Below are 13022 nucleotides of genomic sequence, written 5' to 3' on the forward strand. Positions count from 1 at the left end.
TTTACGCTGTGCGCCTGCCATGTCCCCGGCTAAACTGGCGATTCATCAGCCAAAAAGCCGCTCATCATGCTTCGTTTACTGTTCTGGATCGCCGTGATTGCCGCCGCCGTATGGTTTTGGCGCAAGTACAAGGGCCAGGCTGCCGTGCCCAAGTCGTCTGCCGAGCTGGAAGCGGCACCGATGGTCCGCTGCGCCCATTGCGGCGTGCACCTGCCACGGGATCGTGCACTGAGTCTTCAACAACAATGGTATTGCAGCCAGGCCCATCTGGAGCAAGGCCCCGGTTCCAGTGATCGCTGAGACGTCCAGTCACGGCGGCAAACAGGCCCAGCGACTGCTGCGCCTTTATCACCTCTACCGTTTAAGCGTCGGCATCATCCTGGTGCTGCTGATCTCCAGCAATCTGGACGACCAGTTGCTGACGTCAGCCAACAACGAGCTGCTGCGCAGTGGCAGCTGGTTGTACCTGGTGCTGAACATTCTTTTGGTGGTCTTCTTCGAGAACACTCGCCATCCGACGCAATTGTTCAGCCTGGCGCTTCTCGACGTCTTGCTGCTGTGCATCCTGTTCTACGCAGGCGGCGGTGTGGCCAGCGCCATTGGCAACCTGCTGATCGTCTCCGTCGTCATCAGCAATACGCTCTTGCGAAGGCGCATCGGCCTGCTGATTGCCGCCGTCGGCGCACTCGGCATCGTCAGTTCCAGCTTTCTGCTGAATTTCAGCCATCCTCCCAAACCCAATGATTACTTGCAGGTCGGGACCCTCGGTGCCCTTTGCTTTGCCGCAGCGTTGCTGGTGCAAGGCCTGATCCGACGCTTGGAAGTCAGTGAAACCCTGGTGGAACAGAAGGCCAGCGAAGTCGTCGGCCTGGAAGCACTCAATGCGCTGATCCTGCAACGCATGCGCACCGGCATCCTGGTGCTCGACGAGCAGCGACGTGTGCAATTGGCCAACCACAGCGCCCTGTCACTGCTCGGCTGCGACCGGCTCGACGGCCATCTGATCGACGACCAGGTCCCCGCCCTCGTCGAACGCCTTCAGGTCTGGCTCAGCAATCCGACGTTGCGCCCGCAAAGTCTGAAAGTCGCCAATAGCGGCGTAGAACTGCAACCGAGCTTCATTGCTCTGGACTCAAGCCCACAACACCAGACCCTGGTTTTTCTTGAGGACCTCGCCCAGATCGCCCAACAGGCCCAACAACTGAAACTCGCCGCTCTCGGACGCCTGACTGCCGGTATCGCCCATGAAATCCGTAACCCTTTGGGTGCCATCAGTCATGCCGCGCAGCTATTGCGCGAATCCGAGGAACTGAACAGCGCGGATCAACGTCTGACGCAGATCATTCAAGACCACTCTCAGCGCATGAATCGGGTAATCGAAAACGTCCTGCAACTGTCTCGCCGCCAGCAAACCGTACCGCAACGGTTGGATCTGAAGCCGTGGCTGCAACAGTTCGTCAGCGAAATTCGCGAGGGCGCGACCGAGCGCAGGCAGATTCATCTGCACATCGCTAGCGGCGATTTCAAGACGTTGATGGACCCGAACCAGTTGAACCAGATTCTCGACAATCTCATTCGCAACGCCTGGCGCCACAGCGCCCAGCGCCACGATCTGGCACAGGTCTGGCTTGAGTTGTTCGTCGATCCCGACAGCCAGCTGCCCATCCTTGAAATCCTCGACGACGGCCCCGGCGTGGCCCCTGACCATCAAGCGCAACTGTTCGAGCCTTTCTTCACCACCAGCCAACAAGGCACTGGCCTGGGGCTTTACCTGTCCCGTGAGCTGTGTGAAAGCAATCAGGCCCGCCTGGACTTTAAACCACGCCAAGGCGGCTGCTTTCGCATCACCTTTGCTCACGGACAGAAACAAGGTTGAAGATGAGCCCACGGCAAAAAGTCCTGATCGTCGACGACGAACCGGACATCCGCGAACTCCTGGAAATTACCCTGGGACGGATGAAACTCGATACCTGGAGTGCCCGCAACGCTGGCGAGGCACAGGCACTGCTCAAGCGCGAGACATTTGATCTGTGTCTGACCGACATGCGCCTGCCGGACGGTACGGGTCTTGAACTGCTACAGCACATCCAGCAACGTCACCCGCAAGTTCCAGTGGCCATGATCACTGCCTATGGCAATGTCGATACAGCGATCAACGCCCTCAAGGCCGGTGCCTTCGACTTCCTGAGCAAACCGGTGGACCTCACTCGCCTGCGGGAACTGGTCACCAGCGCCCTGTTGCTGCCCGCCCCGGGCGTTGCCATCGACCGCCGTTTGCTGGGCGATTCATTGCCCATGCGCAACCTGCGCAAACAGATCGACAAACTGGCGCGCAGCCAGGCGCCGGTGTACATCAGCGGCGAATCCGGCAGCGGCAAGGAGCTGGTCGCACGCCTCATTCATGATCGCGGGCCACGTGCCAACCAACCCTTTGTTCCGGTCAATTGCGGCGCCATTCCGTCGGAGCTGATGGAAAGCGAGTTTTTCGGTCATCGCAAAGGCAGCTTCAGCGGCGCCATCGAAGACAAACCCGGACTGTTCCAGGCGGCTCATGGCGGCACCCTGTTCCTCGACGAAGTGGCTGATCTGCCGCTGCCGATGCAGGTCAAACTGCTGCGGGCCATTCAGGAAAAAGCCGTACGCCGTGTGGGTGAGCAACAGGAAGTGGTGGTTGATGTGCGCATACTTTGCGCCACCCATAAAGACCTCGCGGCCGAAGTCGGCGCCGAGCGTTTTCGCCAGGATCTGTACTACCGGTTGAACGTGATCGAGCTGCGTGTTCCACCCTTGCGCGAACGCCGTGACGATATCGAGCCGCTGGCCAGCCATGTGCTCAAGCGTCTGGCCGCCGACACCGGTCAACCCGTGGCAACACTTCACCCGCAAGCTCTCGATGCGCTGAAAAGCTACCGCTTTCCCGGCAATGTGCGGGAACTGGAGAACATGCTCGAACGGGCTCACACGCTGTGTGAAAACAAACAGATCGAAGCCGGAGACCTGCGCCTGGCCGAAGGTAACTGTGCTGCAGAAGGCGGTGTACCGGACCTCACGCAGATCGACAATCTGGAGGCTTATCTGGAGAGCGTCGAACGTCAGTTGATTCTCCAGGCCCTTGAAGAAACCCGCTGGAATCGTACGGCAGCGGCTCAGCGGTTGAACTTGTCGTTCAGGTCGATGCGGTACCGGCTCAAGAAGCTCGGCTTGGATTGAGGGCCTGCTCGCGAGCAGGCCCGCCCCCACAGGTAGACCACAGCCTCTGTGGGAGCGAGCCTGCTCGCGAATGCGATCTGACGGACGCCAAATCTTTCGATACTAGATCCGCCCAATCGGCGCATACGGTGCCGGATCAATGATCGGCACCCTGCCCAGCATCACATCGGCAAACAACTGACACGACGCCGGCGCCAGCACCAGCCCGTTGCGAAAATGCCCGCAGTTGAGCCAAAGCCCCTCAAATCCCGGCACCCGGCCAATGTAGGGAATGCCTTGCGGCGAACCCGGCCTTAGACCAGCCCAATGCCCCACCACTTCGGCATCCGCCAGTGCCGGAATCAACTCCACCGCCGAAGCCTTGAGGCTTTCCAGCGCCGATTCGGTTGGCGTCTTGTCGTAGCCTTCATGCTCCAGCGTACTGCCAATCAGAATGTGCCCGTCGCGCCGGGGGATCGCATAACGCCCCTTGGCCAATACCATGCTCGGCAGAAAATCCGCCGCGCATTTGTAAAGAATCATCTGCCCTTTCACCGGTTCGACCGGCAGCTCAAGGCCCAGGCTCCTGAGCAAATCACCGCTCCAGGCGCCAGCAGTCAGGACCACTTGATCACCGCGGATCACACCCGTGGAAGTCTGCACACCGACAATTTTTTCATCTTCACGAACAAACCCGCCGACTTCACACTGCTCATGAATCGTCACGTTCGGAAGTGCCAGCAGCGCAGCCTTGAGGGACTTCACCAACCGAGGATTGCGCACATTGGCCACGTCGGCCATGTAGATCGCCCTGGAAAAACCGCCACCCAAGACTGGCACCGCGTCGTGCGCCGCCGAAATATCCACAGCCCGCAGTGGGCGATTCTCCCGCGCAGCCCAGGCCAACGCCTCGGCTTCATCGTCCAGATCCAGCCAATACAAGCCGGTGGTGTGCACCTCGGGATCGACCCCGGTGGCCGCGAACAGGCGCTCGCCCAGTTGTGGATAAAAGTCCTGGGACCAGTGGGCCAACGCGGTGACCGCGGGGCTGTAACGCCACGGGTAGAGCGGCGATACGATGCCGCCACCGGCCCAGGAAGACTCCTGACCGACGTTCGAGCGGTCGAGCAGCACAACGCTCTGCACTTCGGGCGCGAGATTGAATGCCGTCAGCAGACCGATTACCCCGCCGCCGACAATCACCACTTGCTGTTGCCTGGTCATATTCTGATCCAACCGATAAATAGACAGAGGGCACAAAAGACGCCCGAAAAGTAAAACTCAGCGACCCCAGCAATCCTTGGTGCTCAGGCCGGCCGCAGCATTGACCATGCTGCGCTCGCCCGTATTGGTGATGGTGAAATCACCGCACTTGTCAGCGGCCATGCTGGTACCTGCCTTGCGCACCGCCGTCAGCAGGAAGGTCTGGTCGGTCAGTGTTGGCGTGATGGTGTAGTAGTCATTGCCCGCACTGAGGCCGGCGACACCGCTGTAGACGTTTTTCTGTGAATAGAAACGCTCAAGGATCTGCGCCTGCTCGGAAAGCAGACCGGTCACTTCGGTACGACGCCCTTTGTTCTGATATTCCGTAAAGCTTGGCATGGCGATGGTCAGGACAATCCCGATGATCGCAATCACGATCATGATTTCGATCAGGGTAAAACCGCGGTTGGATCTGTGCATGCCTCAACTCTCGCTTACTGTATTTGTCGCCACATGATACGACGGCTGCCGCCGCCGGATTTTTCCACCCCTTCGCTGATACCGCCACTGGAATCGCTCTCGGTGTTCGTCGCGTCCTTGTCGATATCGCTCAGGGCCGGATCGTCGCCGGTAAAAATCACTCCACTGGACAGAACGTCAGGGTTATCGATCACTCCGTCGCCATCGGAGTCGAGCATCTTAACGCTGAACGCCACGGGCAGCTTCAGGCAGATGGGCTTCAAACCCGAATGACTGCGATAGAAGCCGTACCAGTTGCCATGGGTCAAACAACTGTCCCGGCCCTGATTCGACGAGGTGATAGTCATGTCCGGATTCCGGCCTGGCCAGTCCGATGGCGTGAAGGCATAAACCGATGCCGACAGGCACAACGCTAAAACAGCACCGACTGACAGCGTCGTTGATCGTTCAGTACTTGGCATAAATGCTCTCCACCACACTACGCGAGTTGCCCGCGATGCCGACGGCGGTGATCCGGTACAACGTCGCCGAGGTGGCGCTCGGTACATTCACCGCCGTCACGGTGGTGCCAATGTTTTGCACGCCATAGAAGGCGTTGCCAGAAGCAATCCAGATCACGCCAGAGTTGGAATTGAACCCTGCGGCGTTGACCGTCGATGACTCGGCCGGGGGTTCGCATTGGCGAATGCCATTGCACACGGCCAACGAGTAGCTATCGAGTTGCACCGCGCTTTCGCCGACGCGCAACGCCGCTTCGGCAGCCTGGAATGACTGATTTCGCAAACTCACGCTGCTGGCCATTTTTTCCTGCAGGGTGGCGTTCTGCATCGATGAAATGCCAATCAGCGTCAGCAGCAACAAAAACACCAGGCTGACCAGCAGCGCCATGCCACGCTGGGACCTTGCCGGAGAAATACTCATTGTTGCGACCCTCACGGCAAGCGGTTGCGCAGCGCGGCAACCACGTTGAAGGTTTGATTGCTCACCCGGCTGTTCGGATCGGCGAGTGTCAGGCTCAGCCGCACGCTGCGGATGCGCGCCGGGTCCGAGGGATTGCTGCTGTAACTGGAGGCGGCCGTATCGGCGGCGGAGCTGGCGAGGCCGAAACTCACGTTGAAGGCACTGACGTTATCGACCAGCACGGATTGAGTTGGCGTAGCGGTGCCGGTACCAATGCCGGTACCCATCGTCAACTGACCGTTCTTGAAGCTGTAGATCAACCGCCGGATCGGAAATGCCAGTTGCCCCGAAGCCGGCGCGTGCAAGTCGGAATACGCCGTCGCCGTATGTTGGCAATCGGAAACCACCGTCCAGGTCGGCGTTGCACCGTTACTGCCGACATCCGCCGTCACCAAGGTCAGTTTTTGATTGGCGTTATCCCAACTGATTGGCGTTTTCTGACTGGCAGCGAAACGCCCCCCCAAGCTGGCGTCGGTGATTGTCCCCAGGCAGCCAAACATGCCGACCATGCGGATTTCCTGAATCATTTTGCTCAGTACAAAGCGTGCATCTTCCTGCATGGCGGCGGCAGCGTTCTGGCTGACGTAAGTGTTTTTTGCGGCAATGAAAACCTGCACCACGCCCAGCACCACGATCAAGCTCAAGGCCAGGGCGATCAGTAGCTCAATCAGGCCAAACCCTCTTTGGAGACGCTTCATGGCGTCACCCTCGGATCAACGGTCGTGCGGCTGGTGAGCACGAAGCTGCGGCGGGAATTGGCGCTGTTGGCGGCCCGGGAGTCGTCCCACGTGATGGTGATGGTGTACACGCGCTGATGGAGGGCGATGCTGCCGGTAGCCGTAGGGCCACCGAAACTGACGATATTGCGGGTGAAGTCGTAAAGGTCCTGGTCCCGGGCGACGCTGAGGTTGCCCGAGGTCGGCGGCGTGACGGTGTAGTCGGCGGCAGCGTTGGCACGAATGCGGTCCATCATGTCGTAGGCGATAAAACTGGCCTGGCTGGTCATGCGCGCACTGTCGGTGTACTTCAGCGCGTTCAATTGAATCGACGCGGCCCCCAACAGTCCCACGCCAAGAATCAGCAACGCAACCAGGACTTCAATCAGCGTCATACCTTCCTGTGCTCGTTTACTCCATTGCCTCATCCGCAACTTCCACCCAATAGAATTCGTCCGTTCAAACACACGTTCAGCGTCCTGCTTTGCGTTCCCAGCACATAGCTGATCGCCATCGCCGCGGACGATGACGACAAGCCGCCCAGATTATTGAAATCGATGGCGGTCACTCCTGAGGTTAGCGTCAGCGTCGCGCCGCTGCTCATTGCTGGAATAACACGCAATACATTGGCCGGCGTGCCAGTGCCGTCATACACCGACAATTCCCCGGTCCAGACGCTGCCGCCTGCGGTGGGGCGCACTCGCGTGGTCACGCCCCGATTGATCGCCTCCAGCCGGGCGAAGTTCAGGGCACGTTGCAGATCACCGATCTCGGTGTCGGCCCTGGAAATTTGCGTGGATCGGGTAAACGCCGGGACAGCCAGGGTGACCAGGGCCAGAAAGATCGCAATGGCAACCAGCAACTCGATCAGCGTGAAACCTTTTGTACGATACTCCATCGATGCCCTCCGTTGCCGTCGGCTATACCTGCTTTTACACGCTAGAACGTTCGACCGCCGCGGCGCGGTTGGATTGCTATTACTCGTGCACGGATCGCACGGTGCACAACACTCCAGGGAGGGGTTTGCCATGCGTCAGCACGGTTTCAGCCTGATCGAACTGCTTATGGGACTGACGATTGTCGGGATTGTTCTGCATTTGGTCAGTCCGGCGTTTGCAGCCGTCAGGGAATCGAATTTTCGCGAGGATGCGGCGAGGTCGCTTGTCAGTGGAATGCGCAGCGCAAGAAACGAGGCAATATCACGAGGCCAAACCGTAGTTATTCACGGCATAAACGGCGACTGGGGCCAAGGCTGGCGGATTATTCTGGATGTAAGCGGCAAGGGCTATGAGGACGACAGCAATCCAATGCTGATCGAGCGCAGGAATGGCAGTTCAATGCCCGTATTCGGTAATCGAAATGTCAGGACTTCCGTACGCTTCGGTCATCAGGGAGAACTGGTCAACGGGGGATTTCAAGCGGGGACATTGCATATTTGCGCGACACGCGAGCCGGTAAGCCTGCACCAGGTGGTGCTGGCCTCGAGCGGTCGCATCAGCCTGCGCAGCAAAAAGACTGAACAGGCGCTATGCGTGGGTGGCGAAGACTCAGAGCAGGGAGCGAACACGTAGTTCTTTAGGCATGGAGAACGTGATGTTCTCTTCCCGACCGGCCAATTCGTCGGCGCCGGTGGCGCCCCAGGCCTTCAATTGCTGGATCACGCCACGCACCAGGACTTCCGGCGCTGAGGCGCCAGCGGTGATGCCGATACGCTCGACACCGTCGAACCAGCTCTTTTGCAGGTCTTCGGCACCGTCGATCAGATAGGCCGGCGTGGCCATACGCTCGGCGAGTTCACGCAGGCGATTGGAGTTGGAGCTGTTCGGGCTGCCAACCACCAGCACCACATCGCATTCGTCAGCCAGTTGCTTGACTGCGTCCTGACGGTTTTGCGTGGCGTAGCAGATATCGTCCTTGCGCGGACCGCCAATGGCCGGGAAACGGGTACGCAGGGCGTCGATGACGCGGCTGGTATCGTCCATGGACAGGGTGGTCTGGGTCACGAACGCCAGTTTTTCGGGATTCTTTACTTGCAGTTCGGCGACGTCTTTCTCGTCCTCGACCAGGTAGATCGCCCCCCCGTTGCTGGCATCGTACTGGCCCATGGTGCCTTCGACTTCCGGGTGACCGGCGTGGCCAATGAGGATGCATTCACGACCGTCGCGGCTGTAGCGCGCAACTTCGATGTGCACCTTGGTCACCAGCGGGCATGTGGCATCGAACACTTTCAGGCCACGGCCAGCGGCTTCCGTGCGTACAGCCTGGGACACACCGTGGGCACTGAAGATCACGATCACGTCGTCCGGCACCTGATCCAGCTCTTCGACGAAGATCGCGCCACGATTGCGCAGGTCTTCGACGACGAATTTGTTGTGGACCACTTCATGGCGCACATAGATCGGCGGCCCGAAGACTTCCAGGGCGCGGTTGACGATTTCGATCGCCCGGTCCACACCGGCGCAGAAGCCACGGGGGTTGGCGAGTTTGATTTGCATGCTGTGCCTCGTGTCTTGCGCGCAAGAAATAGTAATGCCACCTGTTACTCGAACTTCGGGCTCGAAAACAGTGAAATCTTAATGTGGGAGCGGGCTTGCTCGCGAAAGCGGTGTGTCAGTCGACATTGATGTTGAGTCTGATGACGCTTTCGCGAGCAAGCCCGCTCCCACATTTTGACCGAGTTCGGTCAGTTACAACGCTTTGACGGAGATGATTTCCACGTCAAAGGTCAGCGTCTTGCCGGCCAGCGGGTGGTTGAAGTCGATGGTCACTTGCGCGTCATCGAACTCTTTCACCACACCCGGCAACTCAGTATTGGCCGCATCGTTGAAGATCACCAGCAAACCCGGCGACAGGTCCATGTCCTGAAACTGCGAACGCGGGATGATCTGCACGTTTTGCGGGTTGGGCTGGCCAAACGCGTTTTCCGGCTCGATGCTCAGCGTACGCTTGTCGCCTGCCTTGAAACCGAACAGTGCAGCCTCGAAACCTGGCAACAGGTTGCGATCACCGACCTTGAATGTCGCCGGGGCCTTGTCGAAGGTGCTGTCCACCGTGTCGCCGTTCTCCAGGCGCAATGCGAAATGCAAGGTGACTTCCGTGTTCTGGCCGATGCGTTGCTCAGCCAATACCTGTTCAGTCATGAACGGCTTCTCCGGTCTTTTTACTTTTGAACATATCCAGTGCCAGCATGACTGCGCCTACAGTGATAGCACTGTCGGCAAAGTTGAACGCCGGGAAGTACCAGCGATTCTGCCAGTGCACCAGGATGAAATCGATCACATGGCCCAGGGCAATGCGGTCATAAAGGTTACCCAGCGCGCCACCGAGCACCAGTGCCAGGGCGACTGCCAGCCAGGTTTCATTGCGACCCAGACGTTTGAGCCAGACCACCAGCACCGCACTGACCACGATCGCAATCAAGGCAAACAGCCAGCGCTGCCAGCCGGAGCTGTCAGCCAGGAAGCTGAACGCCGCGCCGGTGTTGTAGGCCAGGGTCCAGCTGAAGTAATCGGGGATCACTACGATTTGCTGGTACATCGTAAGCTTGCCTTCGAAGTAGAACTTGCTGGCCTGGTCGATGACCAGGACCAGCAAACTCAACCAGAGCCAGCTCAGCCGTCCGAAACGGCCAACGGCGTTAGGCATAGTGGCGAACCTCGCCAGCACCGCTGATGTTGTCGACGCAACGACCGCAAATCTCCGGATGCTCCGGGTTCACGCCGACGTCTTCACGGCAGTGCCAGCAACGGGCGCACTTGGCGTGGCTCGACTTGACCACTTTGAGCTTCAGGCCGGCAACTTCGGTCACTACCGCGTCCTCAGGCGCTTTTACAAAAGGCGCAACGCTGGCAGTGGACGTAATCAGGACGAAGCGCAGCTCGTTGCTCAACTTGGCCAGATCGGCGCTCAGGGCGTCTTCGGCGAACAGCGTCACTTCGGCCTGCAGGTTGCCACCGACGGCCTTGGCCGCACGCTGGATTTCCATTTCCTTGTTGACCGCGACCTTGACCGCCATGATCCGGTCCCAATAAGCGCGATCCAGCTCAAAGCCTTCCGGCAGTTCTGTCAGGCCTTCGTACCAGGTGTTGAGCATGACGGACTCGTTACGCTCGCCCGGCAGGTATTGCCACAACTCATCGGCGGTGAAAGCCAGGATCGGTGCGATCCAGCGAACCAGCGCTTCAGAGATATGGAACAGCGCGGTCTGGCACGAACGACGGGCCTTGCTGTCGGCGCCGGTGGTGTACTGGCGATCCTTGATGATGTCGAGGTAGAAACCGCCCAGCTCCTGCACGCAGAAGTTGTGGATCTTGGAGTAGACGTTCCAGAAGCGGTATTCGCCGTAATGCTCTTGCAGCTCGCGTTGCAGCAGCAGGGTACGGTCCACGGCCCAACGGTCCAGTGCCAGCATTTCTTCGGCCGGCAAGAGGTCGGTGGCCGGATTGAATCCAGTCAGGTTCGAGAGCAGGAAACGCGCGGTGTTACGGATACGCCGATAGGCGTCCGCACTGCGTTGCAGGATCTGCTCGGAAACTGCCATTTCACCCGAATAGTCGGTCGATGCCACCCACAGACGCATGATGTCGGCGCCCAGGGTGTCGTTGACCTTTTGCGGTGCAATGACGTTGCCCAGCGACTTGGACATCTTGCGGCCGGACTCGTCGACGGTGAAACCGTGGGTCAGCAGCTCGCGGTACGGCGCGTGGTTGTCGATGGCGCAACCGGTCAGCAGGGAAGAGTGGAACCAGCCGCGGTGCTGGTCCGAACCTTCCAGGTACAGGTCGGCCCGTGGACCGGTTTCGTGGCCCATCGGGTGCGAACCGCGCAGCACGTGCCAGTGCGTGGTACCGGAATCGAACCAGACGTCCAGCGTGTCACTGATCTTGTCGTACTGCGGCGCTTCATCGCCCAGCAGTTCGGCGGCGTCCAGCTTGAACCAGGCTTCGATGCCTTCGACTTCGACGCGCTTGGCGACCTCTTCCATCAGTTCGACAGTGCGTGGGTGCAGCTCGCCGCTTTCCTTGTTAAGGAAGAACGGGATCGGCACGCCCCAGTTGCGCTGACGGGAAATGCACCAGTCCGGACGGTTGGCGATCATCGAGTGCAGACGCGCCTGGCCCCAGGCCGGGACGAACTTGGTGTCTTCAATGGCTTTGATCGAACGCTGGCGCAGGGTATCGCCCGTGGTCGGCTGCTTGTCCATGCCGATGAACCACTGTGCGGTGGCGCGGTAGATCAACGGCGTCTTGTGACGCCAGCAGTGCATGTAGCTGTGTTCGATGATGGTGGTGTGCAGCAGCGCACCGACTTCGGTCAGCTTCTCAACGATGGCCGGGTTGGCCTTCCAGATGAACTGGCCGCCGAAGAACTCGAGCGATGGCACGTACACGCCATTGCTTTGTACCGGGTTGAGGATGTCGTCGTTGACCATGCCGTACTTCTTGCAGGTCACGAAGTCGTCCACGCCGTAGGCCGGCGAAGAGTGAACCACACCGGTGCCGGCGCCCAGTTCGACGTAGTCGGCCAGGTAAACCGGCGACAGACGATCATAGAACGGGTGACGGAAGTTGATCAGCTCCAGTGCTTTACCGGTAGTGGTCGCGATGACCGAGCCTTGCAGGCTGTAACGGGCCAGGCACGATTCGACCAGCTCTTCAGCCAGCACCAGCAGTTTGTCGCCGACATCAACCAGCGCGTAGTTGAATTCCGGGTGGACGTTCAACGCCTGGTTGGCCGGGATGGTCCACGGGGTGGTGGTCCAGATCACGATCGAGGCAGGCTTGGCCAGCGATGCCAGACCGAAGGCGGCAGCCAGCTTGGCTTCATCGGCAATCGGGAAAGCCACGTCGATGGTCGAGGACTTCTTGTTCTCGTACTCGACTTCCGCTTCAGCCAGGGCCGAACCGCAGTCAAAGCACCAGTTCACGGGCTTCAAGCCCTTGAACACGAAACCACCCTTGACGATTTCAGCCAGGGCGCGGATTTCACCGGCCTCGTTCTTGAAGTCCATGGTCTTGTACGGATTGGCAAAGTCGCCCAACACGCCCAGACGAATGAATTCGGATTTCTGGCCTTCGATCTGCTCGGTGGCGTACGCCCGGCACAGTTCGCGAGTCTTGTCCGCGCCCAGGTTCTTGCCGTGGGTCACTTCGACTTTGTGTTCGATCGGCAGACCGTGGCAATCCCAGCCCGGAACATAAGGCGCGTCGAAGCCCGACAGGGTCTTCGAGCGGATGATCATGTCCTTGAGAATCTTGTTCAGCGCATGACCGATGTGAATCGTGCCGTTGGCGTACGGAGGACCGTCGTGAAGTACGAACTTCGGACGATCCTTGCCAATCTCGCGCAACTTTCCGTACAGGCCAATGCTGTCCCAGCGCTGCAGAATCTGCGGTTCGCGCTGAGGCAGGCCGGCCTTCATTGGGAAGGCGGTGTCCGGAAGGTTTAGCGTGGCTTTATAGTCGGTCATTTAAG

General features: G+C 59.3%; 15 protein-coding genes. 4 read left to right on the forward strand and 11 right to left on the reverse strand.

Annotated elements, in window-relative coordinates:
- Positions 1–66: 66 nt before the first annotated feature.
- From AC07ZE_RS25500 to AC07ZE_RS25510, 3 genes are read left to right on the forward strand one after another with little or no spacing between them, the layout of a single operon-like run.
- Positions 67–300: a PP0621 family protein gene (locus tag AC07ZE_RS25500; protein WP_137804279.1), complete on the forward strand. Its 234-nt coding sequence runs from the start codon at positions 67–69 to the stop codon at positions 298–300.
- Positions 290–1876 carry a sensor histidine kinase gene (locus AC07ZE_RS25505; RefSeq protein ID WP_207267112.1) on the forward strand — a complete coding sequence of 529 codons (1587 nt, stop codon included), beginning with the start codon at positions 290–292 and terminating at the stop codon, positions 1874–1876. The genes AC07ZE_RS25500 and AC07ZE_RS25505 overlap by 11 nt, the downstream gene beginning before the upstream one ends.
- Before the next feature lie 2 nt (positions 1877–1878).
- Positions 1879–3210, forward strand: a complete 1332-nt coding sequence (locus AC07ZE_RS25510; RefSeq protein WP_207267113.1) for a sigma-54-dependent transcriptional regulator — start codon at positions 1879–1881, stop codon at positions 3208–3210.
- Positions 3211–3312: 102 nt separating this feature from the next.
- Here the strand turns inward: AC07ZE_RS25510 and thiO are convergent, their stop codons facing one another.
- From thiO to AC07ZE_RS25545, 7 genes are all read right to left on the reverse strand, one after another.
- Complete coding sequence (gene thiO / locus AC07ZE_RS25515) at positions 3313–4413, reverse strand: glycine oxidase ThiO (protein ID WP_207267114.1); 1101 nt, start codon at positions 4411–4413, stop codon at positions 3313–3315.
- A gap of 57 nt (positions 4414–4470) precedes the next feature.
- The gene (locus AC07ZE_RS25520; protein WP_207267115.1) at positions 4471–4872 is read right to left on the reverse strand and encodes a type IV pilin protein; all 402 of its coding nucleotides are present in this window, start codon (positions 4870–4872) and stop codon (positions 4471–4473) included.
- Positions 4873–4886: 14 nt separating this feature from the next.
- Complete coding sequence (locus tag AC07ZE_RS25525; protein ID WP_310650385.1) at positions 4887–5219, reverse strand: hypothetical protein; 333 nt, start codon at positions 5217–5219, stop codon at positions 4887–4889.
- Positions 5220–5319: 100 nt separating this feature from the next.
- Positions 5320–5793, reverse strand: a complete 474-nt coding sequence (locus tag AC07ZE_RS25530; RefSeq protein WP_207267117.1) for a pilus assembly PilX family protein — start codon at positions 5791–5793, stop codon at positions 5320–5322.
- 11 nt (positions 5794–5804) lie between these two features.
- Complete coding sequence (locus AC07ZE_RS25535; RefSeq protein ID WP_207267118.1) at positions 5805–6530, reverse strand: PilW family protein; 726 nt, start codon at positions 6528–6530, stop codon at positions 5805–5807.
- Positions 6527–6976, reverse strand: coding sequence for a type IV pilus modification protein PilV (gene pilV / locus AC07ZE_RS25540; RefSeq protein ID WP_207267119.1), 450 nt, complete (start codon positions 6974–6976; stop codon positions 6527–6529). The genes AC07ZE_RS25535 and pilV overlap by 4 nt, the downstream gene beginning before the upstream one ends.
- Positions 6973–7446 (reverse strand): GspH/FimT family pseudopilin, encoded by a 474-nt coding sequence (locus tag AC07ZE_RS25545; RefSeq protein ID WP_207267120.1) that lies wholly within the window; start codon positions 7444–7446, stop codon positions 6973–6975. Before AC07ZE_RS25545 ends, pilV begins: the two co-directional genes overlap by 4 nt.
- A 130-nt stretch (positions 7447–7576) precedes the next feature.
- On the opposite strand from AC07ZE_RS25545, the gene AC07ZE_RS25550 reads away from it, so the two are divergent.
- Positions 7577–8119: a GspH/FimT family pseudopilin gene (locus AC07ZE_RS25550; RefSeq protein WP_207267121.1), complete on the forward strand. Its 543-nt coding sequence runs from the start codon at positions 7577–7579 to the stop codon at positions 8117–8119.
- Here the strand turns inward: AC07ZE_RS25550 and ispH are convergent.
- The 4 genes from ispH to ileS form a co-directional block, all read right to left on the reverse strand.
- Positions 8096–9043, reverse strand: a complete 948-nt coding sequence (gene ispH, locus AC07ZE_RS25555) for a 4-hydroxy-3-methylbut-2-enyl diphosphate reductase (protein ID WP_207267122.1) — start codon at positions 9041–9043, stop codon at positions 8096–8098. The two genes, AC07ZE_RS25550 and ispH, sit on opposite strands and share 24 nt — an antisense overlap.
- A gap of 192 nt (positions 9044–9235) precedes the next feature.
- Positions 9236–9673, reverse strand: coding sequence for an FKBP-type peptidyl-prolyl cis-trans isomerase (gene fkpB, locus AC07ZE_RS25560; protein WP_207267893.1), 438 nt, complete (start codon positions 9671–9673; stop codon positions 9236–9238).
- Positions 9674–9680: 7 nt separating this feature from the next.
- Positions 9681–10193 carry a signal peptidase II gene (lspA, locus tag AC07ZE_RS25565; RefSeq protein WP_095196616.1) on the reverse strand — a complete coding sequence of 171 codons (513 nt, stop codon included), beginning with the start codon at positions 10191–10193 and terminating at the stop codon, positions 9681–9683.
- A complete protein-coding gene (gene ileS, locus AC07ZE_RS25570; protein ID WP_207267123.1) occupies positions 10186–13017 on the reverse strand; it encodes an isoleucine--tRNA ligase in 2832 nt (943 codons plus the stop codon). The genes lspA and ileS overlap by 8 nt, the downstream gene beginning before the upstream one ends.
- Positions 13018–13022 lie beyond the last annotated feature (5 nt).

It is taken from the genome of Pseudomonas sp. GW101-3H06 (genome assembly GCF_059424605.1).